This is a genomic window from Taibaiella lutea, assembly GCF_008629695.1.
GTDB lineage: Bacteria > Bacteroidota > Bacteroidia > Chitinophagales > Chitinophagaceae > Taibaiella > Taibaiella lutea.
This window is the reverse complement of record NZ_VWSH01000003.1, coordinates 205,228-226,437: the sequence shown is the minus strand read 5'-3', so window position 1 is coordinate 226,437 and position 21,210 is coordinate 205,228. Positions and strand designations below refer to the sequence as shown.

Sequence of the window (21,210 nt, the reverse complement as noted above, 5' to 3'; positions counted from 1 at the left end):
TGACAGGAATTTTGAAGGATGACCAACTTATTCTTTTAAGCGCATGTCTTATGAAAGCGAATTGCACAATACAGATAGCATTAATATGAAACACTTTTTTTATGTAACCCTTTGTCTGGTTTTGTCTCTGAATGTTCAGGCAAAAAAACTGAATGTACTTTTTATAGGCAACAGCTATACCGATGTGAATAATCTGCCGGAAATAGTAAAGCAGATTGCTGCCAGTATGAACGATACGCTTGTTTATTCGAAATCGACTCCGGGCGGTTATACTTTTAATCAGCATTCTACAAATGCTGCGACGCTCGGATTAATTGCACAAGGAGGTTGGGATTATGTTGTATTACAGGAACAAAGTCAATACCCATCTTTTCCTATAGGCCAGGTACAGGATGAAGTTTTTCCGTTTGCTAAAAAACTGGACAGCCTTGTGCATATTGCAAGTCCCTGTGCTAAAACTGTTTTTTATATGACCTGGGGAAGAAAGAATGGAGATCCCGATAATTGCCCCGGCTGGCCGCCCGTTTGCACATATGAAGGCATGGATAGTTTACTGCAACTTCGTTATACAATGATGGCTCAGATGAATAATGCCTGGCTTAGTCCGGTTGCAAAAGTCTGGCGCCATCTGAGAGAGATGACAACCTCTATAGAATTATATCAGGCTGACAACAGCCATCCTTCGGAAGCCGGTTCTTATGCTGCTGCGTTAAGTTTTTATGCTGTACTTTTTGGTAAGGATGCCTCAATGAGCAATTATAATTTTAATGTCAATGCTAATGATGCTGCAGTTATCAGAAATGTGGTTAAAATGATTGTTTATGACAGCCTGGCAACCTGGAGACAATACAACACTGCTGCATTGGCTGCTTCGTATACTTACACCAACGTAAATAATACTTTTACTTTTACAAATAATTCAATGGGAAGCCAGATAAGCAGTTATAAATGGAATTTTGGTGACGGTACACCGGAAGTAACCACGCAAAACGCTACGCATACATTTATGGCTGCAGGCACTTACCAGGTTTGTCTTTCCGTGAAAAACCCTTGTGGAGAAGATACACATTGTAAATCTGTAACAAGCGGTACTGTTGGAATTGATGAATTGAACAACGTAAAGGGAATTTCTGTATATCCCAATCCTGCAAAAGATTTTATTCAAATTAAAAACCTTACTGCAAGCTATGATTACAGCATTTATAATACTATTGGTCAGAGGCTGAAGTCGGGTAGGGTCGGTGCAGGCATAAATACGATTGATGTGAATGAATTTTCTAAAGGCGTTTATTATCTGGAAATGAAAAATGAAAAGGCGGGATATGTTGTTTTGAAATGGATGAAGTAATAATAATTAAGGAAAATATTAAAATAGAATAAATAAGGCCATCAATTTTGATGGCCTTATTCATTTAAACAAAATGCAATTTGATTCCTATTCGACAGCTTAATGAATTACCAATTTAGATGCTGAAATAGTATCACCAGCCATAATTCTCAAAATATACAAACCGGCAGGAATATTCGTAGTAGAAATTTCTATTCGGTTATTACCGGTTGAAAGATTATTTGAAATTGACGTATAAACTACACGTCCGGTAATGTCTGTTATGTTAATGGTTGCGGTAGTTTTAGCTTCAAGCGTAATAGCTACCTGAACTTTGTCATGTGCCGGATTTGGAGAAATTTGCAAATTCAGTTTTGTAGCAGCTTCAGTATTGCTGATACCACTTGGTCCTGTCGAAACCTGGCCGCTTGTATAAGTAGAAGTATTTGTCGTACTCGGCGTTCCTCCTGTAGTCGCTACAATTTGGCTGGTAGAGTAGAGCATATCTTTATGGGAAACATCATTCCATGAATAAAGTGTTGTTACATAATTAATAATAATGGGAGAGCCTCCTACATTGGCACTATCCTTATAAGTCATTATTCTTTTAACACGCAGCGTATTAGCAAAAGTGCCTGCGGGTGTAATTAAGGTTCCCCAACCATCAGCAGAAACAGAATCAATGCCAGAACGGTAGAACGTCATACCTCCATTTGTCATGGTAGCCTGCCATGTATCTGTGTAGGAATTGCCAAATGTGATTGGAAATTGAAAAAAATCTTCTGCGTCACTATTAGGAATGTTTGTACCGCTAACAGATGTACCCTGAATCGAAAGTGCCGTCGATGTTGCGTTATAATAGATATAACTGCCATTTGCGTTATCTACTAAATTTGCTCCAGGGAAAGCTCCGCAATTATTTGTACTGTTGCATGCTTCATAAGCGTTAGGAACAATGCTTGAAAAAGTCTGACCGGAAAAATCCCAGGTTTGGTTGGCTCCTGCATTGCCGGGCAAATAAGTAGTATTTTGATGTAAAGTGTCTTTTAGTCCAACCGTTGGAGTAGAGGTCAATGCTGTTAATGTTGGTTGGGCAATTGCCATGTTTGCAGCCACTGAAAGAAGCAGGGATAGGGAAAATTTAAGGTTCATGTTTTTTTGAGTTTTTAAATATTTAGAATGAGCTAAAATAACTAAATATTATTTTACTGTAAATAAATAAAGCTGTGATTGGAAAATTTGTTTTCGGACAAAAAATAATTATCCGCTTTATTATAGCAACGCAACACAATAAATCCTTTTATTCCTTTAAGATTATAATTTCTTTGAGAAAATGAAGCAATCTCCATATTTAGTAACTATCTTTGCGCCTCTTAAACAAGGGTAAATAAAAATATTTCAAAATATTATTTGGTACTTTGAAAATCTTACTTACCTTTGCACTCCAAATTTTAACAAGGAAGTTTTTTGATATGTCACAGCGTATTCGCATTAAGCTAAAGTCTTACGACCATAATCTTGTAGATAAGTCTGCAGAGAAAATCGTAAAAACAGTTCGTAATACAGGCGCGGTAGTAACCGGTCCAATTCCATTGCCAACCGATAAAAAGATATTTACCGTATTGCGTTCGCCGCACGTAAATAAGAAAGCACGTGAGCAGTTCCAATTGTGTACTCACAAGCGTTTGTTGGATATTTACACTTCTTCAAGCCGCACAGTAGATGCACTTTCTAAGTTGGATTTACCTTCCGGTGTTGAAGTTGAAATTAAAGCATAAGTAGAGACACGTTTCAACGTGCCCCTGATTATAAGAAGCGAAAGCTCAAATGTTCTTTTAAAGAAATTAGTATAACAGCTAATCCAGCACTTGGATTTTGAATTAACATCAAAAATCATTTATCTGGCGCTTGGCTGGGAAGCAGGCTTAAAGTCCTGGCTTTCCGTTAGCAATAAATAATAACAAAAGCAACACACTAAAGCTCCGTTACGGCAATGTGTTGTGAAAACAAAATATTATGAAAGGTATTATTGGCAAAAAAGTCGGCATGACCAGCGTGTTCGAATCTAATGGAAAGCAGGTTTCCTGCACCATTATTGAGGCCGGACCTTGCGTAGTTACGCAAAAGAAAACAGTCGAATCAGACGGGTACGAAGCCTTACAAATTGCTTTTGGTGAGCGTAAAGAGAAAAACACGCCAAAAGCGTTGTTAAACCACTTCGCGAAAGCAGAAACAGCTCCTAAAGCTGTAGTAAAAGAAATTCGCAACAGTTCCATAGATAAACAAGTTGGTGAAAGCATTACCGTTGACATCTTTAAAGAAGGTGAAAAAGTTAATGTAATCGGTACCTCAAAAGGTAAAGGTTTCCAGGGCGTTGTTAAACGTCACGGATTCTCCGGTGTCGGCGAAGCTTCGCATGGTCAGCACGATCGTCAAAGAGCTCCGGGTTCTATCGGTGGTTCCTCTTACCCAAGTCGTGTATTCAAAGGCATGCGTATGGCAGGCCGTATGGGTGGCGACCGCGTAAAGGTTAAATCTTTGAAAGTAGTTAAGATTTTCCCTGAACAAAATTACATCTTGGTTACAGGTTCTGTTCCTGGTCATAACGGTGCTATCGTTTTGATTCAAAACAGTGTAGGATAATTAATCCGGTGTAATTCCGGAACAACAAATATTTCAATTAGCTAACAAGCTAAAAATTATAAGAAATGCAAATCGAAGTTTTAAATAGCAAAGGTGAAAATACCGGCCGTAGCGTAGAATTACCGGAAGATATTTTCAATATCGAACCTAACGATCACGTTATTTACCTTGCTGTAAAGCAATACTTAGCGGCTCAACGTTTAGGTACTCACAAAACCAAAACACGTGCTGAAGTTAAAGGTTCTTCCCGCAAGCTTCACCGTCAGAAAGGTACAGGTGGTTCCCGTAAAGGTAATATCCGCAACCCTTTATACAAAGGTGGTGGTACTATTAACGGTCCTCTTCCACACAGCTATGATTTCAAATTGAACCGTAAGGTTAAAGATTTGGCTAAAATGTCTGCATTGACATACAAAGCTCAAGCTAAGAACATCGTAGTAGTTGAAGATATCAAAATTGAAAAGCCAAGCACTAAAGCATTTTTGAGCGTTCTGAACGGTCTTAAATTGAATGGTAAGAAATTATTGATGGTTAATGTTGATTACGATCAAAATCTTTACCTGAGCTTACGTAACGTTCCAAGAGTAAAAGCAAGTGTATTAAGTGATATCAATACTTACGACATCGTTCACGCAAACACAATCGTGTTGACTGAAAGTGCCGCTAAAGTTTTCACTGAAGAAGTTGTTGAAGTTGCTTAATTGCAACAGGTGAAAATAAATTAAAATTACACGCTTTTATAACCTCTAAAGGTTAGTAAGTGTTTAAAAATAAATAACAATGAGACTTTCTGAAGTATTGCTTCGTCCAAAAGTTACTGAAAAAGTGAACGGTCAAATGGAAAAACAAAACCGTTACACATTCGTAGTTGACAAGCGTTCTAACAAATTAGAAATTAAAGCTGCAGTTGAAGAGTTTTATAACGTTAAGGTTACTGATGTAAACACTATCGTTATGCCTGCAAAAAGCAAAAGTCGTTTTACAAAAGCCGGTTTTATCTCTGGCCGTAAACAATCTTTCAAAAAAGCAATCGTAACTCTTGCTGACGGTGAAAACATTGATTTGTTCGCTTTCTAAGAAAAACGAAACAATCAGGAATGGTGGCTGAATAGTACCACCGCTAACAACAAACTATAAAATTAATTAGTGAATCGGAAGACGAACTAATTGTCAAACAAAAAAGAAAATGGCTTTACGTAAATATAAACCTACCAGTGCGGGTACCCGTTGGAGAGTAGGTAATGCATACGCAGAAATTACAACTGACACTCCTGAAAAGAGTTTGTTAGCTCCAAAGAAAAGCACTGCAGGCCGTAATGTGCAAGGCCGTCAGGTAATGCGCAATATCGGTGGTGGTCATAAACAAAAATACCGTATCATCGACTTTAAACGTAACAAGAAAGATATTCCTGCTACTGTTAAAAGTATCGAATACGATCCAAACCGTACAGCTTTCATCGCTTTGTTGGCTTATGCTGATGGTGAAAAACGTTACATCATTGCACCTCAGGGTCTTGAAGTAGGTACAAAAGTTATCTCCGGTGATAACGTTGCTCCTGAAGTTGGTAATGCTTTATTGTTGAAAAACATGCCTCTTGGTACTGTAATTCACAATATTGAAATGCAACCGGGTAAAGGTGGTGCAATGGCCCGTTCAGCAGGTACTTATGCTCAGTTGAACGCTAAAGAAGAAAAATATGCAGTTATTAAAATGCCAAGTGGCGAATTGCGTAAAATATTAAGTTCTTGTATCGCTACAGTTGGTATCGTTTCTAACTCTGACCACGCTTTAACAAGAGCCGGTAAAGCAGGTGCTAACCGTTGGAAAGGTGAACGTCCACGTGTACGTGGTGTTGCGATGAACCCTGTAGATCACCCGATGGGTGGTGGTGAAGGTAAATCTTCCGGTGGTCACCCACGTAGCCGTACAGGTAAATATGCTAAAGGAGAGAAAACACGTAGCCTGACTAAAGATTCAAACAAACTGATTATCCAACGTCGCGACGGAAAGAAATTGTCTGGTAAAGCTAAGAAATAAGAAAGCTGTTGTTTAATTGTTGTATGGTTCAATTGTTTTAAAACCATTTAGCGATACAACAATTAGACAATTTATAATATACATTAACACGATAAAATGGATGTTGAGCAATTGGCATCAAATCATCAAAAACACCAATTTAAATGGGTCGTTCAATTAAAAAAGGTCCTTACGTTGACCACAATCTTGAAGAGAAAGTAGCAAAGATGAGTGGCGAAGGTGCTAAAAGAACAGTTGTGAAAACATGGAGCCGTCGCTCTACAATCACTCCTGATTTTGTAGGTCACACTTTTGCAGTACACAATGGTAACAAGTTTATCCCGGTGTATGTAACTGAATACATGGTAGGTCACAAATTAGGTGAATTTGCTCCTACACGTAACTTCAGAGGTCACAGTGGTGATAAGAAAAAATAAGAGTTGATTAGCTGATTTGATGATTGGCTAATGAATTGAAAGTTGAAAATAAAATAAATTATAACGTTAGCTCTGAGCTAAATTATACGATTGGTAAATTATCAAATTGACTAATCATCAAATTATCAAATTAAAATGGAAGCAACAGCTCGTTTACGCAATCAACCTACATCTCCACGCAAGATGCGCCTTTTGGCAGATTTGATCCGTGGCATGGAAGTAGAAAAAGCTTTGAATGTTCTTAAATTCAATACTAAGCACCCATCTGTTCCTTTGGAAAAATTATTGCTGAGTGCAATTGACAACTGGAAACAAAAAAATGAAGGTGCTGATGTAGCAACCGCTAATCTTGTTGTAAAAACAATTATGGTTGATGGTGGCCGTATGTTAAAGCGTATGTTGCCTGCACCGCAAGGTCGCGCATATCGCCAACGCAAACGCAGTAACCACGTAACAATTACTGTTGACAGCAAAGTAGTAGCAGCAAAATAAATTTGAATTTTGGATTTTGAATGGTTATCCAATTCGTTTCCAAAAGTATAACTAACAATATTAATTAAGGATTTGGTTTTGAATAAATCATCCAAAATCAAAAATCCAAAATTCATAATCAAAAGAAAATGGGTCAAAAAGCAAATCCGATAGGTAACCGTTTAGGAATTATCCGTGGTTGGGATTCTATGTGGTTCAGCAATCCAAAAGATTTCGGCGGTAAAGTGGTTGAAGATCACAAAATCCGTACTTATCTTAATGCACGTATCAATAAAGGCGGCGTTGCCCGTATCGTTATCGAGCGTACACTTGGAAAATTGATTATCACTATCCACACGTCTAAACCTGGTATCATTATTGGTAAAGGCGGTCAGGAAGTTGATAGAATTAAAGAAGAGCTGAAGAAGTTGACTGGTAACAGCGACGTTCAGATCAACATCATGGAGATCCGTCGTCCTGAATTGGATGCTCAGATTGTAGGTGAGTCTATTGCTCGTCAGATTGAAGGCCGTGTATCTTACAAACGTGCTATCAAAATGGCAATCTCAACTGCAATGCGTATGGGTGCTGAAGGTATCAAAATCAAAGCAGGTGGCCGTTTAGGTGGTGCTGAGATTGCACGTAGTGAAGAAATCAAACAAGGTCGTACTCCATTACATACTTTCCGTATGGACATCGATTACGCTTCTGTATATGCAATGACAGTTTATGGTAAAATCGGTTTGAAAATCTGGATCTGTAAAGGTGAGGTTTTAGGCAAACGCGATTTGAATCCAAACTTAACAAGCGGTGCTTCTGATCGCAGAGGTGGTGATGAACCACGCAGAGATCACAGAGGCGGTGGCAACGACCGTAGAGGTGGTGGCAACAACCGTGGCGGTGGTCAAGGTGGTAACCGTGGCGGACAAGGCCGTGGCGGTGCTCCAAAGAAAGATTAATTTTTGAGTAGTAAGTATACAGTATTTAGTATCAAGGCTTCAATACCGAATGATTTTGATATTTAAGACAAAAAATCTGAATACTTCGTCCTTATTACCATATTATAATAACATTTTTAAGTCTTGATACTTGATACTTAAGTCTTGATACTGGTGTCTTGATACTAAAAAAATAATACAATGTTACAACCAAAAAGAGTAAAGCATCGTAAGCAGCATAAAGGACGTATCAGAGGTAATGCAGAACGTGGTTCTACCATCTCTTTCGGTTCTTTCGGTCTTAAGGCTATGGAGCCAATCTGGATCACTAACCGTCAAATTGAAGCAGCACGTCAGGCACTTACCCGTCACATGAAACGTGAAGGTAATGTTTGGATTCGCATCTTCCCTGATAAACCAATCACAGCTAAGCCTGCAGAAGTACGTATGGGTAAAGGTAAAGGTAGTCTTGAATATTGGGCTGCTGTTGTAAAACCGGGTCGTATCATGTTTGAATGTGACGGCGTTTCTGAAGAAATTGCACGTGGCGCATTTGAATTGGCTGCTCAGAAATTACCAATCAAAACCAAATTCGTAGTTCGCCCTGATTACGCAGCAAGCTAAGGAATTTTGAAAGTGTGATTTTGAATTTTAGATGATGCCATTTGAAGTTCAAAATGATAAATCAACAATTAAAAACAAGATTTGAAAAGTTGATGGCGGTTACTTGATTCGAAGGTCAATCATCCAGCATCAAAAATTCAATATCTAAAATCATAAAAAAATGGCAAAGTCAAAAGCAGCGCAAGTTGAGAATCTAAGTGCATTAAGCATGGAAGCTCTTAACGACAAAATAGGTGAAGAAACCCTGCGCTTGAAAAAAACCAAGTTCAGCCATGCAGTTAATCCAATCGAAAATCCGATGATTATCCGCAGCATTCGCCGTACGATTGCAACGTTGAAAACAGAACAACGTAAAAGACAATTAGCATCTTAATTAAACGAATTCAACATCTTTCATAATGTCAGTAGTAGAAAGAAAAACCAGGAAAAGCCGTATAGGGCTTGTTACCAGCGATAAAATGGATAAAACCATTACAGTAGCTGTAGAACGTAAAGTGAAACACCCTTTTTACGGTAAATTCCTTAAAAAAACTACCAAGTTTCACGCTCATGATGAGACCAACGTATGCGGAATTGGTGATACAGTACGTATCATGGAAACCCGTCCGTTGAGCAAAACAAAACGTTGGAGATTGGTAGAAGTTATTGAAAAAGCTAAATAATTTCCAAAGGAAAAATTCAAAAGGCAAAAGTCAAAATCTGACCTCTTTAGCTTTGGAATTGAAATTATAATTAGCCTCTTTTCGTTATTAACGGTGGAAAAATAAGTACACCATAATCAATTTAAAAAGCAACAAAAGTTGAAACAGCTTAGGCGGAATTGAAAAATATTTTTGCCTCTTGAATTTTGACTTTTTAATTTAATCATAAAATGATACAGCAGGAATCAAGGCTCAATGTAGCAGATAACAGCGGCGCTAAAGAAGTACTTTGCATTCGCGTACTAGGCAATAGCGGTCAGGTATATGCAGGTATTGGCGATAAAATCGTAGTTACAGTAAAAGATTCAATCCCTTCAGGTGGTGTGAAAAAAGGTACTGTAAGTAAAGCCGTTATCGTTCGTACAAAAAACAAATTACGTCGTAAAGATGGTTCGTACATCAGCTTTGACGATAACGCAGTAGTGCTTTTAAACAATTCCGATGATCCTCGTGGTACTCGTATTTTCGGGCCGGTTGCCCGTGAATTGCGTGACAAAGGATACATGAAAATTGTTTCTCTTGCACCAGAAGTATTATAATAAAAATATTTTCGTACCTTTGCCGCCCGTTCATATAAAAGCGGCTCAAGATCTAAAGAAATGAGTACTAGATTCAAACCTAAGTTCAGCATTAAAAAAGGTGACCAAGTAATTGTTATTGCCGGAAACGACAAAAACAGAACTACTCCTCACAATGTGCTGGCTGTATATCCGCAGGAAGCGCGCGTTTTGGTTGAAGGTGTTAACATCAGAACTAAACACCAAAAACCAAGTGCAAAAAATCCACAAGGCGGAATCGTAAAAGAAGAAGCCACTATCCACATCTCTAATGTACAGTTGTGGGATGCAAAAGCGAAAGCTCCTGTTCGCGTTCGTACAGAACGTAAAGACGGTAAAGCGATTCGTATATCTAAAAAAACAGGTCAAGAAATTAAATAATGAGCACTGTAAATTACCAACCGCGTCTTCAGGTAAAATACAAAGACGAAGTAGTATCTGCATTGATGAAGAAATTCAATTACACTTCTGTAATGCAGGTTCCTAAATTGGTTAAGATTTGTCTTAACCAAGGTGTAAAAGGGTCTGTATCCGACAAGAAACTTGTTGATGATGCTGTAAAGGAAATGACGATGATCGCTGGTCAGAAAGCAGTTCCTACCATGTCTAAAAAGGATATCTCCAACTTTAAGTTGCGTAAGAATATGCCTATCGGAGCTCGCGTAACTTTGCGTGGTTCTAACATGTTCGAATTCCTGGATCGTTTGGTATCTGTTTCTTTGCCACGTGTACGTGATTTCAAAGGTATCAATGATAAAGCATTTGATGGTTATGGTAACTACACTTTCGGTGTTACTGAACAAATCATCTACCCTGAGATTGATATCGATAAAGTTAGCCGTATCAGCGGTATGGATATCACTTTCGTAACTACGGCCCGTACTAACGAAGAGGCTTATGAGTTATTGAAAGAAATGGGTATGCCTTTTAAAAATATCAAAAAAGACAACAACTAAGATATGTCAAGAAATTCAATAATTGCACGCCAAAAGAAGCGCGAGAAAATGGTTGCAAAGTTTGCTGAAAAACGCGCAGCTCTTAAAGCAGCCGGTGATTTTGAAGCTTTGGATAAATTACCAAAGAATGCTTCTCCGGTACGTCTTCACAACCGTTGCCAAATTACAGGTCGTCCAAAAGGATATATCCGTCAATTTGCTTTAGCACGTGTTATGTTCCGTGATATGGCATTGGATGGTAAATTGCCAGGTGTTAAAAAAGCTTCCTGGTAATCTATCAACGATTGAAACATTAGATGAAAAGACAGTTAAAACCTTAATCGGATTTAACATGTAACTATCATCAATTATCAACTTATTTAAAAAAACAAAAGATTAAAATGGTAACTGATCCTATTGCAGATTTCCTTACCCGCGTTCGTAATGCTCAAATGGCACGCCACCGTATTGTTGAAATACCAGCTTCCAATTTGAAGAAACGCATCACTGAAATTTTATACGAAAAAGGTTATATCCTTAAATATAAATTTGAAGATGATAACAAACAAGGTCTTATCAAGATTGCATTGAAATATAACGCTGAAAGCAAAGAGCCGGTTATCCGTTCTTTGGAGCGTGTAAGCCGTCCGGGTTTGCGTCAATATGCTAAACCATCCGATATTCGTCGTGTAAAAAATGGTTTAGGTATCGCTATCATTTCTACATCAAAAGGTGTAATGACAGATAAAGAAGCCCGCACTCAAAACGTTGGTGGTGAGGTTCTTTGCCAGGTTTGGTAATCTTATCTTAATAATATAATATTAAAAAGAGCAAATTTGAACATTTGCTCTTTTTTTATTTTGTGAATATTACAGGCAACAATTTCCCATGGTAAACAGATTATTTACCTCCCGCTGATTAATTTCCTTATTAAAAAGTATGGCATCATCAAGTTTTCCGGTAAAATTTCTGCCTAAAAATAAATCTCCGATGTCCTGCATGGTGACTGACGACCAGGCACCACAATAGGCATCACCATTTTTGCTTTCCTGCAGAACGCAGTCACGATATATAGTCATTAATGTCCCGGCGCTATTGTAAGTTGCTACAAGATGATGCCATGTATTTACAGGAAAGTTACAATTAGATAGTTATTGGTTCAAAATCAATAACAAGGTTACAGGTTGATTTATTATCTGAATCCGCAGATTCCTTTATTTCAAATAAATTAATCTGATTGCACTTTTAAACAAAAAATACAATACCTTTGCACTCCCAATTAATTTGGGTAAAGAGGATTCCCGCCATCTAAGCGTTCCTATACTGCGCTGAAAACAGGTTTCCTTATATTTAATCAAATGGAAAAAGCTGCAAAGCTTCTTCCGATTTTTTACATTTTCAAATTACACAAAAAATGTCTCGTGTAGGAAAAGCGCCAATCACATTGGCATCCGGAATTACCGTTACTGTTGATGCGGCTAACGTTGTAACCGTAAAAGGTCCTAAAGGTGAGCTTAAACAAGCTGTTGACCGCGACCTTAAAGTTGAAATCGCTGATGGTAAAGTGACTATCTCCCGTCCAACTGACCAAATCCGTCACCGCGCAATTCATGGTTTAACCCGTGCTTTGATCAACAACATGGTGGAAGGTGTAACTAATGGTTACACTAAAGTATTGGAATTAGTCGGTGTGGGTTATCGTGCTGCCGTAGCAGGCCAACAACTGGATATGTCTTTAGGCTATTCACACAATATCATCTTCGATCTTCCAAAAGAAATTTCAGCAACTGCTGCAATGGAAAAAGGTCAACCTCCACGCGTAACTTTAACTTCTATCGACAAACAATTGTTAGGTCAGGTAGCTGCTAAGATTCGTGGATTGCGTAAACCTGAACCATACAAAGGAAAAGGTGTTCGTTTCCAAGGTGAAATCGTTCGTCGTAAAGCCGGTAAAACTGCAGGTAAGTAATATAATTTTTGATTTTGAATTTTTGATTTTAAATGTGATAAATGCATTTCTAAATCAAAAATTCAAAATTCAAAATCCGTAATTAAATCGTAACCTTCGGAAGCCGACGTTGTTCGTTGAAGGGTGAAGAAATATAGCATCAAAAAGGGATGTGTTTCATTGCCCAATACAACTCAAAGTTGAGCCCGTACAAATAGAATAAAATGTCAAAAACAGCAAAAACAGTAGTACGTCGTCAGAAGTTGCGTTGGCGTATTCGTAAAAACGTAAACGGTATTGCTACAAAGCCACGCCTTTCCGTTTTTAGAAGCAACAAAGATATTTATGCACAATTGATTGATGATGCAACCGGCACGACTTTAGCTTCTGCTAACTCACGTCAGAAAGATATAGCTGCAGTAGCAGGTACAAAATCTGAGAAAGCGGCTAACGTTGGTAAAATCATTGCTCAAAAAGCCGTTGCTTTAGGTATTGAAGCTTGTGTATTTGATCGTGGTGGTTATTTGTATCATGGTCGTGTTAAGTCATTAGCTGACGGAGCACGCGAAGGTGGTTTGAAATTCTAATTTCATCCATCCTGATTAATTGAAATAAATATTTTTAAAAAATCTTGAGCGAAGAGTAGGATTAAGATTGATTCAGGATAGCGATATCTCACATCTTATATCTCACATCGGAACCTCATATCTCACATCTAAATAAAATGACAAATAACCGAGTTAAATCCGGAGAAGTCGAATTAACCGACAAAGTAGTTGCCATCAACCGCGTAGTAAAAACTACCAAAGGTGGCCGCGCTTTCAGTTTTTCTGCCCTTGTAGTAGTTGGTAACGGTAACGGTATCGTAGGACAAGGTTTGGGTAAAGCTAAAGAAGTAAAAGAAGCGATTGCTAAAGGCATTGACGATGCTAAGAAAAACCTGATCAAAGTTCCGGTAATGAATGGTACCGTTCCTCACGATCAGTGGACTAAAGCAGGCGCTGCAAAGGTTTTGATTAAACCAGCCGCACATGGTACGGGTGTACTTGCAGGTGGCAGCATGCGTGCTGTTCTGGAAATGGCAGGTTACACAGACGTTTTGGCTAAGTCTTTAGGTTCTGCTAATCCTCATAACGTGGTTAAAGCTACAGTTAAAGCTTTGAGCGAAATGAAAGAACCAATCGAAGTTGCTAAAAAACGTAACATCGGTTTGAAAAAAGTATTCAACGGTTAATTAGTCGATAGCGATTAGTTGATAGTTTTTCTACTAACAATATTATTAACGATTCAGATTTCAATATTCAGATTTTAATATCAGGGAATCCAATTTCTAATGTATAACATCTAATATCTGACATCTAATCTCAAATCTAAATAAAATGTCTAAAATTAAAGTAACGCAAGTAAAGAGTGGTATTGACCGTTCTGAGCGTCAAAAACGTACTTTGAAAGCTTTAGGTTTACGCAAAATGAATTCTTCAGTAGAACACGAAGCTACCGAACAAATCAAAGGCATGGTAACTAAAGTACTTCACCTGGTGAAGGTTGAAGAAGTAAAATAAATTGTTGATTATTAAATGGCTTAATTGTTCAATTGTCTTATAACAATTCAACCGTAAAATCATTGGTAATACAGCACTAATAACAACTAATTATTAACGCGAGCGGGAATGAATACCCGCGCAAGTCCAAAAACAACATAACAATGGAATTACACAATTTAAAGCCGGCAGAAGGAGCAACACATCACCAAAAACGCGTTGGTCGCGGTGAAGGTAGTGGACATGGCGTAACAGCCGGTAAAGGTAACAAAGGTCAGCAGGCACGTACCGGTTATCAATCCAAGAAAGGTCATGAAGGTGGTCAGATGCCAATTCAACGCCGTATGCCAAAACGTGGTTTCAAAAACAGAAATCGTGTTGAATACACAGCGTTCAACCTTGGTCAGATTGATTACTATGTTGAAAAATATGCAATGACTGAATTTTCATTAGATAATCTTTACATTAATGGCTTGATTAACCGTACTGATCTTGTAAAAGTATTGGCTACAGGAGAAATTAAGAATAAAGTAACTATTAAAGTAAATGCAATCAGTGAAAAAGCAAAAGCTGCTGTAGAAGCTGCCGGAGGTACTGTTGAATTACTATAATCGAACGGGTATTTAATAATTTCAAAAGACGCTTTTTACAAAATTTGCTTTAATTAAGATTATCTTTATTAAAGATTTGGTAAAATGCGTCTTTTGTCGTTTATTCGCAACCTATTTAAAAAAAATATACAGTTTTTGTGAAGAAACTTATTGAAACACTGAAGAACATCTGGAGCATTGAAGAGCTTCGTAAGCGTATTCTGTTTACGCTTGGTTTAATCTTAGTATATCGTGTGGGTTGCTACATCGTTTTGCCGGGCATTAATCCTATTGCATTAAATCAAAACCAGAATCAGGAAGGATTGTTGGGATTGATCAATATGTTTGCAGGTGGGGCATTTAGTAATGCCTCTATCTTTGCGTTGGGGGTAATGCCTTATATTTCTGCTTCGATCTTTATGCAATTGGCAGGTATCGTTATACCGCAGTTTGCCAAAATGCAAAAAGAAGAAAGCGGACGTAATAAAATTACCCAATACACGCGTTACATAACTATTTTGGTTACCATTTTCCAGGCAAGTGCCTACATTGCTTACCTTCGCGGGCCTGCTGCAAGAGGCGCTATAGTTAACGATGGTTTGTTTTTCTATGTTTCCACTATCATTGTATTGACTGCAGGTACATTGTTTGTAATGTATCTTGGTGAAAAAATGACGGATAAAGGTATTGGTAACGGTACTTCTATCATTATCATGGTTGGTATTCTTGCACGTTTGCCACACTCTTTGGTAGAAGAATTTACCTCTAAGCAACAAACAGATAAATTATTGTTCTTCCTGGTAGAGCTTGCCATATTCGTTGCTGTAATCATTGGTCTGGTATTGCTTACACAAGGTGTGCGCCGTATTCCATTGAACTATGCACGTAGAATAGTAGGTACAAATGCTGCTAAAGAAATTGGTGGCGGTTCCCGCAACTTTATTCCATTGAAAGTAAACTCTGCAGGTGTAATGCCAATCATCTTTGCTCAGGCATTAATGTTTATTCCTGCAATGATTGCCGGTTTTGCTACAGGTAATGACGGCGCTCCTAATGATTTCATGCGTTCTTTATCCGACCATACTTCTTTGTGGTATAATGTTATCTATGCCGTACTGGTAATTGCATTTACTTACTTCTACACTGCATTGATATTCAATCCGACTGAAATGGCGGAGAACTTAAAACGTAATAACAGTTTTATTCCTGGTATTAAGCCGGGTCAGCCAACTGCGGATTATATCGGAGCTATCATGGATAGAATTACTTTGCCTGGCGCTGTATTCCTTGCCATCGCAGGTATTCTGCCGGGTATTGCCGCGCTTTGCGGTGTTACAAGTGGTTTTTCTGCTTTCTTTGGCGGTACATCCATGTTAATTGGTGTAGGTGTAATCCTTGACACATTGCAACAAATTGAAAGTCATTTATTGATGCGTCATTATGATGGTTTGATGAAAACCGGAAGAATATCAGGCCGTCAACCAGCGACTGTTTAATAAGATTATAAAATTTTAAAAAGCACCTCAACTTTGAGGTGCTTTTTCGGTTATATTTGTATCGCTATGCTAAAAATGTTAACCAAGTTCTTGCAGCATTTGGGTAAATATACCTTGTTGTTGAAAGGTATGTTTACAAAACCTGAGAACGGAAAAGTTTATTGGAAAGAATTTATGAACCAATGCATGGACATTGGCATTCGTTCTTTGCCTATTGTTATTATAATTTCTGTCTTTTTAGGAGCGGTAATGACTGTTCAGACTGCATATCAATTAATCAGTCCTATCATCCCGAAATATGTAATGGCGCAGGTGGTACGAGATTCCGTAATTCTTGAATTGTCACCGACAATCATCTGTATTGTGTTGGCAGGTGTAGTAGGTTCCAAGATAGCTTCCGAACTGGGAAATATGCGCGTAAGCGAACAAATTGATGCTTTGGAAATAATGGGTATCAATACCAAATCTTATCTGATATTACCAAAGATCATAGCAGCATTAATAATGATTCCTTGTTTAATTGTGCTGGCTATCACGCTTAGTATTGCCGGAGGCTTTTTCACAGGTGTTTTTACAGGCATTATGTCAAGCCAGCAATATTCTTACGGTTTGATTGATGGGTTTAAAGCATTTGGCATTGCAGTGGCAATGGTAAAGGCTTTTACATTTGCATTCATTATTGCCACCGTTCCTTCTTATTACGGATATAATGTAGAGGGCGGTGCTTTGGAAATCGGTCGTTCTTCCACCACTTCCGTTATTGTAAGTTGTATTATGATTCTTTTTGCCGATTATGTAATTACGATGTTGATGCTGTAAGTGTCACATTGGTAATTGTTGCGTTCCAAAAGTCATGAATCCTCCTTCGCAATTCGATTAATTTAGAAAGCTTGTATTTCTTAAAGGCGTACTTTTCAGTTCTGAATGCCCGTAACATTTTCAAAAGTAAACGGATATAAAAAATGCCTGTTGATAAGTTCAACAGGCATTTTTCTTTATTTAAGGAAAGAGGTTATTATAGTTTCACAATCTTTTCTCTTTTCAACTGCATTCCATTTTCTGTTGTAAATAGTACATAGTAAAGCCCTGAATTAAAGCTACGCATGTCTATCTTTTTGGCATTTTTTACAGATAATATCATTTTACCGTCAGCACTAAAAACACTTGCATTTACAGCAATTTTGCTTTGGATATTTAAGATGTCTGTTGTAGGATTTGGTGATACAACCAATCCGATATTATTAAGATTAATATCGTTCACACCTGTACCCGTACTAATATCTGTAACTTGTACTGTGTCAGAATTTCCGCTGCAACCGTTTTGTGTTACTTTTACGAAATAACTTCCGTTTTGCGTCATAGTATAAGTGCTGCTGTTAGCACCTGTAATAGCTATATTATTTCTGTACCAGGTACAATTGGTAGGTATGGAAGAAGTTAAAACGTCGCCGGCTCTTGATATGCTTGGAGCAGGTATCGGGTTAACCGTTATAGTCAATGAGCGTGGAGATGACGTAAGCCCGCCATTGCTTGCGGTAACTGACAGAACCCCTGAAGTCGCCGTTGCTGAAAAACCTACGCTTACGGAATTACCAGTACCGGTAATACTAACGCCTGTACCTGAATACGTCCAGTTATAAGTGACGCCTGTTACGGACGGAACTGTATAGGTTACGACTTCTCCGTTGCAAACAATGTTTTTACCTGTTGTAAATGTGTCCGGTTTTGGAATATCAAGTGCATGGCCATATACACTTATAGCCAAACTTACTGCGGTTGGTAAGCCCAAAGTACTGATGTCTGTTATGTCAAGTATATTACAGGCACTTGCATTCATATAAGAAGGCTTGGTTTGAGCCGAAGTGTTAGAGCCCATTAAAAAGATATGATCGAATGACCCGTCAGGTGATGCAATTTCTACTACTAATGAATTTGCTCCGCTGACATCAGTTGAAAACGGGACATTTTCAATTTCAGGAGCAGCAATATCATTCAGGCTACCATTGAAAGCATCAATGAAAGTAAGGTTGGCATAAGTTAACGCACTGCCTGCCGGAAGTGAATACAGGTTAATATCAAGTAATTGGCTGCCGTTAAAACTTGCAGACTGATCAACACCGAAATGTACTGAATCTACATGAAAAGTAGTACAACTAACATAATCTGAAATCTTAAATGCCCTGATGTAGTTATTTTCCAATGAGTACGTTCCGTCGTTACAGACAGGACTATTACCGGAGACAATGTCCATGGTGCCTTCTGTCATGTTTATGGTCTGGGCGGTAAGTTTTGAGGTGATGAGGCTGAAGCACACAAGTGCACTACACGAGAGAATGTGTAAGTTTTTTTTCATGATTAAAAATTATTAGTGTTAATGGTTTTATAAAAGCGAAGATACGCTGCATTATTTATATTTTGATACATCGCAGAATATTTTTAATAAAATGATATATATTCTTAATGTCATGCAATAAAACACAGCTTAATATGGATCTACGTCAGCGGCAATCTGCAATGCTGAGTTGCCGCGTTTTTGCATTGTCGCATTCATTGCTATGGCAATCATCCCTTTTGTATGTTGGAGAAAAGCGGGATCATTTGGTAATTTAAGCCAGATTTCCTGGATATAATAATTACGCACCCTCGAAACCAATGCTTCTGCAGGGCCTTGAATATGTATATTTTTAATTTTTTTCAATTCTTCTGCCAATTGCTGCGCACCTTGCTCTGCTTTCTTAATTTCCCTGTGCTTTATGGTCAGTTTAATCATTCTTGAAAACGGAGGATAACCAAATTGCTGCCTGCTACCGGATTCAATGTGGTAAAACGAACGGAAATCATGATCTTTTACCCATTGCAAAACAGGATGCTGCATATTGAACGTCTGAATAATTACCTGTCCTTTTCCATCAGCCCGTCCGGCTCTTCCGCTTACCTGCTCCATTAATTGAAAGCCTCTTTCGTTTACTCTGAAGTCAGGATAGCTCAACAGGCTATCTGCACTTAAAATGCCCACCAATCCTACATTTTCAAAATCCAGGCCTTTTACTACCATTTGGGTGCCCACTAAAATGTCAATACGTCCTTTGGTGAAATCTTCGATTAGCTGAGATAATTTGTTTTTACCTTTTACGCTGTCCCAATCTAACCGCGCAGTTTTCACTTTCGGAAAAATTCTCTGTAATTCTTCTTCTATCTTTTCAGTACCAAAACTTTTTGCCACAATTTTCATATTGCCACATTGCGGGCAATGTTTAAATACGGCCGATTGCGAACCGCAATAATGACAATGTAATCTGTCAGTTGCTTTATGGTAAGTCAATGAAACATCACAATACTTGCAATGCGCCACCCAACCGCAAGAACCGCAAATCAGAAATGGTGCATAACCGCGTTTGTTCTGGAATAAAATAACCTGTTTACCTAAAGCCAATGTCTCGGTTATCTTTTCCAATAAATTTAAAGTAAGGATATTGGAAAGCGCAGCTTGGGTATTTTTTGCTGAAACTATTTCTACAAGCGGCATAGCAACGTCTCCATATCTTTTATTGAGCTGGATGTAAGCATATTTTCCTTTCTGAGCGTTATAAGCACTTTCCAGCGATGGGGTAGCAGAACCCAGCAGTACTTTTGCATCATGCAGCGTACTTAAATATATAGCCGCATCGCGCGCATGGAAGCGCGGTGAAGGTTCGTACTGCTTGAAAGAATTGTCGTGTTCTTCATCTACAATAATTGTTTCCAGATGTTGAAAAGGCAGCCAGACGGCAGAACGCGGACCAATAATAGCTTTATACTTTCCTTCTTTTACTTTATTCCATATTTCTACACGTTCATTATTGGTAAACCTGGAATGGTAAACCCCTAATTCATCACCAAAATAAGCACGTAAACGGCTCACAACCTGCGTGGTTAAAGCTATTTCGGGTAATAAGAATAATGCTTGTTTGCCGTTGGCAATGGCTTCTTTAATTAATTGAACATATATTAAAGTTTTGCCGCTGCCCGTTACTCCATGAAGCAGCGCTACTTTATGTTTCTGCCAGTCTTCTTTTATTTTCTCAAATGCTTCCTGCTGATGCGTATTTAATTCAAAAGCAATCTTTTTTTCTTCCAAAAGGGCCAATCTGTCCAGGGCAATAGATTCCAACCTCAAAACACCCTTTTCCACTAATGTATTCAACTGTGAAGAAGTAGCTTTAGCTTTTTTCAGCAGTTCGGGAACTGCTACTGCGCTTTGTTGTTTCATCTGGAAAAAAGTCATCAATAATTCCAGTTGCTTAGGCGCTTTTTTCAATTCATCAAAAAGCTTGCTGAGCTTCGCTTCGTCTTCTTCAAAAGATTTTTCCAGGAAAACAAAGCGTTCGGTTTTAGCTTTGTATTTTTCTTCCAGAATTTCCGTAACCGTTGCTACTTCAAGTTCCAACAATTCATTGATGGCCTTGGACGTATTTTTCCCTTCTAATAATTGCCGTACTTCACCAATGGTCAGTTGCTTCCTGATGTGCAATGCTTCCGCAATGATGAAGGCATTATCGCTCAAATCCAATGGCGGCGTGTCATACAGTTCATTCCAGATCAATAAAGATTCGCTCATCAATTTCAGGTGGGCGGGTAAGGCGGCATTCATTACTTCGCCTATGCTACACAAATAATATTGCGAAACCCATTGCCAGAACTGCATTTGAACTGGTAAAACAACGGGTTCTTCATCAATTACATTACGGATGGGTTTTATGGAATAAGCTTCCGGTTTTTGATCATGCAAAAACGCCACAATGCCGGCGAACATCTTATTCTTGCCCAAATTGACTTCCACACGCATGCCTGGCAATATTTTGCCTTGCCATTCCACTGGAACGCCATACGTAAGTGTATTTGGAAGGTTTAAAGGAAGTATGATTTCGGCGAATTGCAAAGCAGGTGGAGTTGTTTAAATAAGCTTTGCAAATTAAGGATAAATTTGGATGAGAAATGAAATTGCA

The 21,210-nt window shown here is 38.3% G+C and carries 27 protein-coding genes and 1 pseudogene; 24 read left to right on the top strand and 4 right to left on the bottom strand.

Annotation, left to right across the window (positions count from 1 at the left end; all coding sequences use genetic code 11):
- Positions 1–85: 85 nt before the first annotated feature.
- The gene (locus F0919_RS12200; RefSeq protein ID WP_190277374.1) at positions 86–1,348 is read left to right on the top strand and encodes a PKD domain-containing protein; all 1,263 of its coding nucleotides are present in this window, start codon (positions 86–88) and stop codon (positions 1,346–1,348) included.
- 99 nt (positions 1,349–1,447) lie between these two features.
- On the opposite strand, the gene F0919_RS12195 is transcribed toward F0919_RS12200, so the two are convergent.
- The gene (locus F0919_RS12195) at positions 1,448–2,479 is read right to left on the bottom strand and encodes a T9SS type A sorting domain-containing protein (protein WP_150033049.1); all 1,032 of its coding nucleotides are present in this window, start codon (positions 2,477–2,479) and stop codon (positions 1,448–1,450) included.
- A gap of 320 nt (positions 2,480–2,799) precedes the next feature.
- Between F0919_RS12195 and rpsJ the strand changes: the two genes are divergently transcribed.
- From rpsJ to rpsH, 16 genes are all read left to right on the top strand, one after another.
- The gene (gene rpsJ, locus F0919_RS12190; RefSeq protein WP_106522046.1) at positions 2,800–3,105 is read left to right on the top strand and encodes a 30S ribosomal protein S10; all 306 of its coding nucleotides are present in this window, start codon (positions 2,800–2,802) and stop codon (positions 3,103–3,105) included.
- A gap of 238 nt (positions 3,106–3,343) precedes the next feature.
- Complete coding sequence (gene rplC, locus F0919_RS12185) at positions 3,344–3,970, top strand: 50S ribosomal protein L3 (RefSeq protein WP_150033048.1); 627 nt, start codon at positions 3,344–3,346, stop codon at positions 3,968–3,970.
- A gap of 65 nt (positions 3,971–4,035) precedes the next feature.
- A complete protein-coding gene (gene rplD / locus F0919_RS12180) occupies positions 4,036–4,671 on the top strand; it encodes a 50S ribosomal protein L4 (protein ID WP_150033047.1) in 636 nt (211 codons plus the stop codon).
- 79 nt (positions 4,672–4,750) lie between these two features.
- Complete coding sequence (gene rplW / locus F0919_RS12175) at positions 4,751–5,047, top strand: 50S ribosomal protein L23 (protein ID WP_150033046.1); 297 nt, start codon at positions 4,751–4,753, stop codon at positions 5,045–5,047.
- Between the two features lie 109 nt (positions 5,048–5,156).
- Positions 5,157–6,008: a 50S ribosomal protein L2 gene (gene rplB / locus F0919_RS12170; protein WP_150033045.1), complete on the top strand. Its 852-nt coding sequence runs from the start codon at positions 5,157–5,159 to the stop codon at positions 6,006–6,008.
- A gap of 143 nt (positions 6,009–6,151) precedes the next feature.
- Positions 6,152–6,424 (top strand): 30S ribosomal protein S19, encoded by a 273-nt coding sequence (gene rpsS, locus F0919_RS12165; RefSeq protein WP_150033044.1) that lies wholly within the window; start codon positions 6,152–6,154, stop codon positions 6,422–6,424.
- Between the two features lie 135 nt (positions 6,425–6,559).
- The gene (rplV, locus tag F0919_RS12160) at positions 6,560–6,916 is read left to right on the top strand and encodes a 50S ribosomal protein L22 (RefSeq protein ID WP_150033043.1); all 357 of its coding nucleotides are present in this window, start codon (positions 6,560–6,562) and stop codon (positions 6,914–6,916) included.
- Between the two features lie 128 nt (positions 6,917–7,044).
- Positions 7,045–7,854, top strand: a complete 810-nt coding sequence (gene rpsC / locus F0919_RS12155; protein ID WP_150033042.1) for a 30S ribosomal protein S3 — start codon at positions 7,045–7,047, stop codon at positions 7,852–7,854.
- Between the two features lie 180 nt (positions 7,855–8,034).
- Positions 8,035–8,457, top strand: coding sequence for a 50S ribosomal protein L16 (rplP, locus tag F0919_RS12150; protein WP_150033041.1), 423 nt, complete (start codon positions 8,035–8,037; stop codon positions 8,455–8,457).
- 160 nt (positions 8,458–8,617) lie between these two features.
- Positions 8,618–8,830, top strand: a complete 213-nt coding sequence (gene rpmC / locus F0919_RS12145) for a 50S ribosomal protein L29 (RefSeq protein ID WP_150033040.1) — start codon at positions 8,618–8,620, stop codon at positions 8,828–8,830.
- 25 nt (positions 8,831–8,855) lie between these two features.
- The gene (rpsQ, locus tag F0919_RS12140) at positions 8,856–9,119 is read left to right on the top strand and encodes a 30S ribosomal protein S17 (RefSeq protein ID WP_150033039.1); all 264 of its coding nucleotides are present in this window, start codon (positions 8,856–8,858) and stop codon (positions 9,117–9,119) included.
- Between the two features lie 209 nt (positions 9,120–9,328).
- The gene (gene rplN / locus F0919_RS12135; RefSeq protein WP_150033038.1) at positions 9,329–9,697 is read left to right on the top strand and encodes a 50S ribosomal protein L14; all 369 of its coding nucleotides are present in this window, start codon (positions 9,329–9,331) and stop codon (positions 9,695–9,697) included.
- Positions 9,698–9,757: 60 nt separating this feature from the next.
- Entirely contained in the window at positions 9,758–10,096 is a 339-nt protein-coding gene (gene rplX, locus F0919_RS12130) for a 50S ribosomal protein L24 (protein ID WP_150033037.1), read from the top strand.
- Positions 10,096–10,671, top strand: coding sequence for a 50S ribosomal protein L5 (gene rplE, locus F0919_RS12125; protein WP_150033036.1), 576 nt, complete (start codon positions 10,096–10,098; stop codon positions 10,669–10,671). The genes rplX and rplE overlap by 1 nt, the downstream gene beginning before the upstream one ends.
- A gap of 3 nt (positions 10,672–10,674) precedes the next feature.
- On the top strand, positions 10,675–10,944 hold the full coding sequence (gene rpsN, locus F0919_RS12120; protein ID WP_150033035.1) for a 30S ribosomal protein S14: 270 nt from the start codon (positions 10,675–10,677) through the stop codon (positions 10,942–10,944).
- Between the two features lie 107 nt (positions 10,945–11,051).
- Positions 11,052–11,450, top strand: a complete 399-nt coding sequence (gene rpsH, locus F0919_RS12115) for a 30S ribosomal protein S8 (RefSeq protein ID WP_150033034.1) — start codon at positions 11,052–11,054, stop codon at positions 11,448–11,450.
- A 69-nt stretch (positions 11,451–11,519) separates the two neighbouring features.
- Here rpsH and F0919_RS12110 read toward each other — a convergent pair.
- A pseudogene (locus F0919_RS12110) lies at positions 11,520–11,777 on the bottom strand (LamG-like jellyroll fold domain-containing protein); the annotation flags it as partial.
- A 287-nt stretch (positions 11,778–12,064) separates the two neighbouring features.
- Here F0919_RS12110 and rplF point away from each other — a divergent pair.
- The 7 genes from rplF (at position 12,065) to F0919_RS12075 (ending at position 17,044) form a co-directional block, all read left to right on the top strand.
- The gene (rplF, locus tag F0919_RS12105; RefSeq protein WP_150033032.1) at positions 12,065–12,619 is read left to right on the top strand and encodes a 50S ribosomal protein L6; all 555 of its coding nucleotides are present in this window, start codon (positions 12,065–12,067) and stop codon (positions 12,617–12,619) included.
- Between the two features lie 203 nt (positions 12,620–12,822).
- Positions 12,823–13,185: a 50S ribosomal protein L18 gene (rplR, locus tag F0919_RS12100; protein ID WP_150033031.1), complete on the top strand. Its 363-nt coding sequence runs from the start codon at positions 12,823–12,825 to the stop codon at positions 13,183–13,185.
- A 137-nt stretch (positions 13,186–13,322) separates the two neighbouring features.
- Positions 13,323–13,832, top strand: coding sequence for a 30S ribosomal protein S5 (gene rpsE / locus F0919_RS12095; RefSeq protein ID WP_150033030.1), 510 nt, complete (start codon positions 13,323–13,325; stop codon positions 13,830–13,832).
- A gap of 145 nt (positions 13,833–13,977) precedes the next feature.
- Positions 13,978–14,160 carry a 50S ribosomal protein L30 gene (rpmD, locus tag F0919_RS12090; RefSeq protein ID WP_150033029.1) on the top strand — a complete coding sequence of 61 codons (183 nt, stop codon included), beginning with the start codon at positions 13,978–13,980 and terminating at the stop codon, positions 14,158–14,160.
- A 143-nt stretch (positions 14,161–14,303) separates the two neighbouring features.
- On the top strand, positions 14,304–14,750 hold the full coding sequence (rplO, locus tag F0919_RS12085) for a 50S ribosomal protein L15 (RefSeq protein WP_150033028.1): 447 nt from the start codon (positions 14,304–14,306) through the stop codon (positions 14,748–14,750).
- Positions 14,751–14,887: 137 nt separating this feature from the next.
- Positions 14,888–16,225, top strand: coding sequence for a preprotein translocase subunit SecY (gene secY / locus F0919_RS12080; RefSeq protein WP_150033027.1), 1,338 nt, complete (start codon positions 14,888–14,890; stop codon positions 16,223–16,225).
- Between the two features lie 75 nt (positions 16,226–16,300).
- Entirely contained in the window at positions 16,301–17,044 is a 744-nt protein-coding gene (locus F0919_RS12075; RefSeq protein ID WP_150033026.1) for an MlaE family ABC transporter permease, read from the top strand.
- Positions 17,045–17,240: 196 nt separating this feature from the next.
- Here the strand turns inward: F0919_RS12075 and F0919_RS12070 are convergent, their stop codons facing one another.
- Positions 17,241–18,578, bottom strand: coding sequence for a T9SS type A sorting domain-containing protein (locus F0919_RS12070; RefSeq protein ID WP_150033025.1), 1,338 nt, complete (start codon positions 18,576–18,578; stop codon positions 17,241–17,243).
- 129 nt (positions 18,579–18,707) lie between these two features.
- A complete protein-coding gene (priA, locus tag F0919_RS12065) occupies positions 18,708–21,143 on the bottom strand; it encodes a replication restart helicase PriA (protein ID WP_150033024.1) in 2,436 nt (811 codons plus the stop codon).
- Positions 21,144–21,210: the final 67 nt, after the last annotated feature.

Excerpts from the sequence above, each read along its gene's own strand:
- F0919_RS12200 (WP_190277374.1), top strand. The coding sequence starts at position 86 with ATGAAACACTTTTTTTATGTAACCCTTTGTCTGGTTTTGTCTCTGAAT.
- F0919_RS12195 (WP_150033049.1), bottom strand. The coding sequence starts at position 2,479 with ATGAACCTTAAATTTTCCCTATCCCTGCTTCTTTCAGTGGCTGCAAAC.
- rpsJ (WP_106522046.1), top strand. The coding sequence starts at position 2,800 with ATGTCACAGCGTATTCGCATTAAGCTAAAGTCTTACGACCATAATCTT.
- rplC (WP_150033048.1), top strand. The coding sequence starts at position 3,344 with ATGAAAGGTATTATTGGCAAAAAAGTCGGCATGACCAGCGTGTTCGAA.
- rplD (WP_150033047.1), top strand. The coding sequence starts at position 4,036 with ATGCAAATCGAAGTTTTAAATAGCAAAGGTGAAAATACCGGCCGTAGC.
- rplW (WP_150033046.1), top strand. The coding sequence starts at position 4,751 with ATGAGACTTTCTGAAGTATTGCTTCGTCCAAAAGTTACTGAAAAAGTG.
- rplB (WP_150033045.1), top strand. The coding sequence starts at position 5,157 with ATGGCTTTACGTAAATATAAACCTACCAGTGCGGGTACCCGTTGGAGA.
- rpsS (WP_150033044.1), top strand. The coding sequence starts at position 6,152 with ATGGGTCGTTCAATTAAAAAAGGTCCTTACGTTGACCACAATCTTGAA.
- rplV (WP_150033043.1), top strand. The coding sequence starts at position 6,560 with ATGGAAGCAACAGCTCGTTTACGCAATCAACCTACATCTCCACGCAAG.
- rpsC (WP_150033042.1), top strand. The coding sequence starts at position 7,045 with ATGGGTCAAAAAGCAAATCCGATAGGTAACCGTTTAGGAATTATCCGT.
- rplP (WP_150033041.1), top strand. The coding sequence starts at position 8,035 with ATGTTACAACCAAAAAGAGTAAAGCATCGTAAGCAGCATAAAGGACGT.
- rpmC (WP_150033040.1), top strand. The coding sequence starts at position 8,618 with ATGGCAAAGTCAAAAGCAGCGCAAGTTGAGAATCTAAGTGCATTAAGC.
- rpsQ (WP_150033039.1), top strand. The coding sequence starts at position 8,856 with ATGTCAGTAGTAGAAAGAAAAACCAGGAAAAGCCGTATAGGGCTTGTT.
- rplN (WP_150033038.1), top strand. The coding sequence starts at position 9,329 with ATGATACAGCAGGAATCAAGGCTCAATGTAGCAGATAACAGCGGCGCT.
- rplX (WP_150033037.1), top strand. The coding sequence starts at position 9,758 with ATGAGTACTAGATTCAAACCTAAGTTCAGCATTAAAAAAGGTGACCAA.
- rplE (WP_150033036.1), top strand. The coding sequence starts at position 10,096 with ATGAGCACTGTAAATTACCAACCGCGTCTTCAGGTAAAATACAAAGAC.
- rpsN (WP_150033035.1), top strand. The coding sequence starts at position 10,675 with ATGTCAAGAAATTCAATAATTGCACGCCAAAAGAAGCGCGAGAAAATG.
- rpsH (WP_150033034.1), top strand. The coding sequence starts at position 11,052 with ATGGTAACTGATCCTATTGCAGATTTCCTTACCCGCGTTCGTAATGCT.
- rplF (WP_150033032.1), top strand. The coding sequence starts at position 12,065 with ATGTCTCGTGTAGGAAAAGCGCCAATCACATTGGCATCCGGAATTACC.
- rplR (WP_150033031.1), top strand. The coding sequence starts at position 12,823 with ATGTCAAAAACAGCAAAAACAGTAGTACGTCGTCAGAAGTTGCGTTGG.
- rpsE (WP_150033030.1), top strand. The coding sequence starts at position 13,323 with ATGACAAATAACCGAGTTAAATCCGGAGAAGTCGAATTAACCGACAAA.
- rpmD (WP_150033029.1), top strand. The coding sequence starts at position 13,978 with ATGTCTAAAATTAAAGTAACGCAAGTAAAGAGTGGTATTGACCGTTCT.
- rplO (WP_150033028.1), top strand. The coding sequence starts at position 14,304 with ATGGAATTACACAATTTAAAGCCGGCAGAAGGAGCAACACATCACCAA.
- F0919_RS12075 (WP_150033026.1), top strand. The coding sequence starts at position 16,301 with ATGTTAACCAAGTTCTTGCAGCATTTGGGTAAATATACCTTGTTGTTG.
- F0919_RS12070 (WP_150033025.1), bottom strand. The coding sequence starts at position 18,578 with ATGAAAAAAAACTTACACATTCTCTCGTGTAGTGCACTTGTGTGCTTC.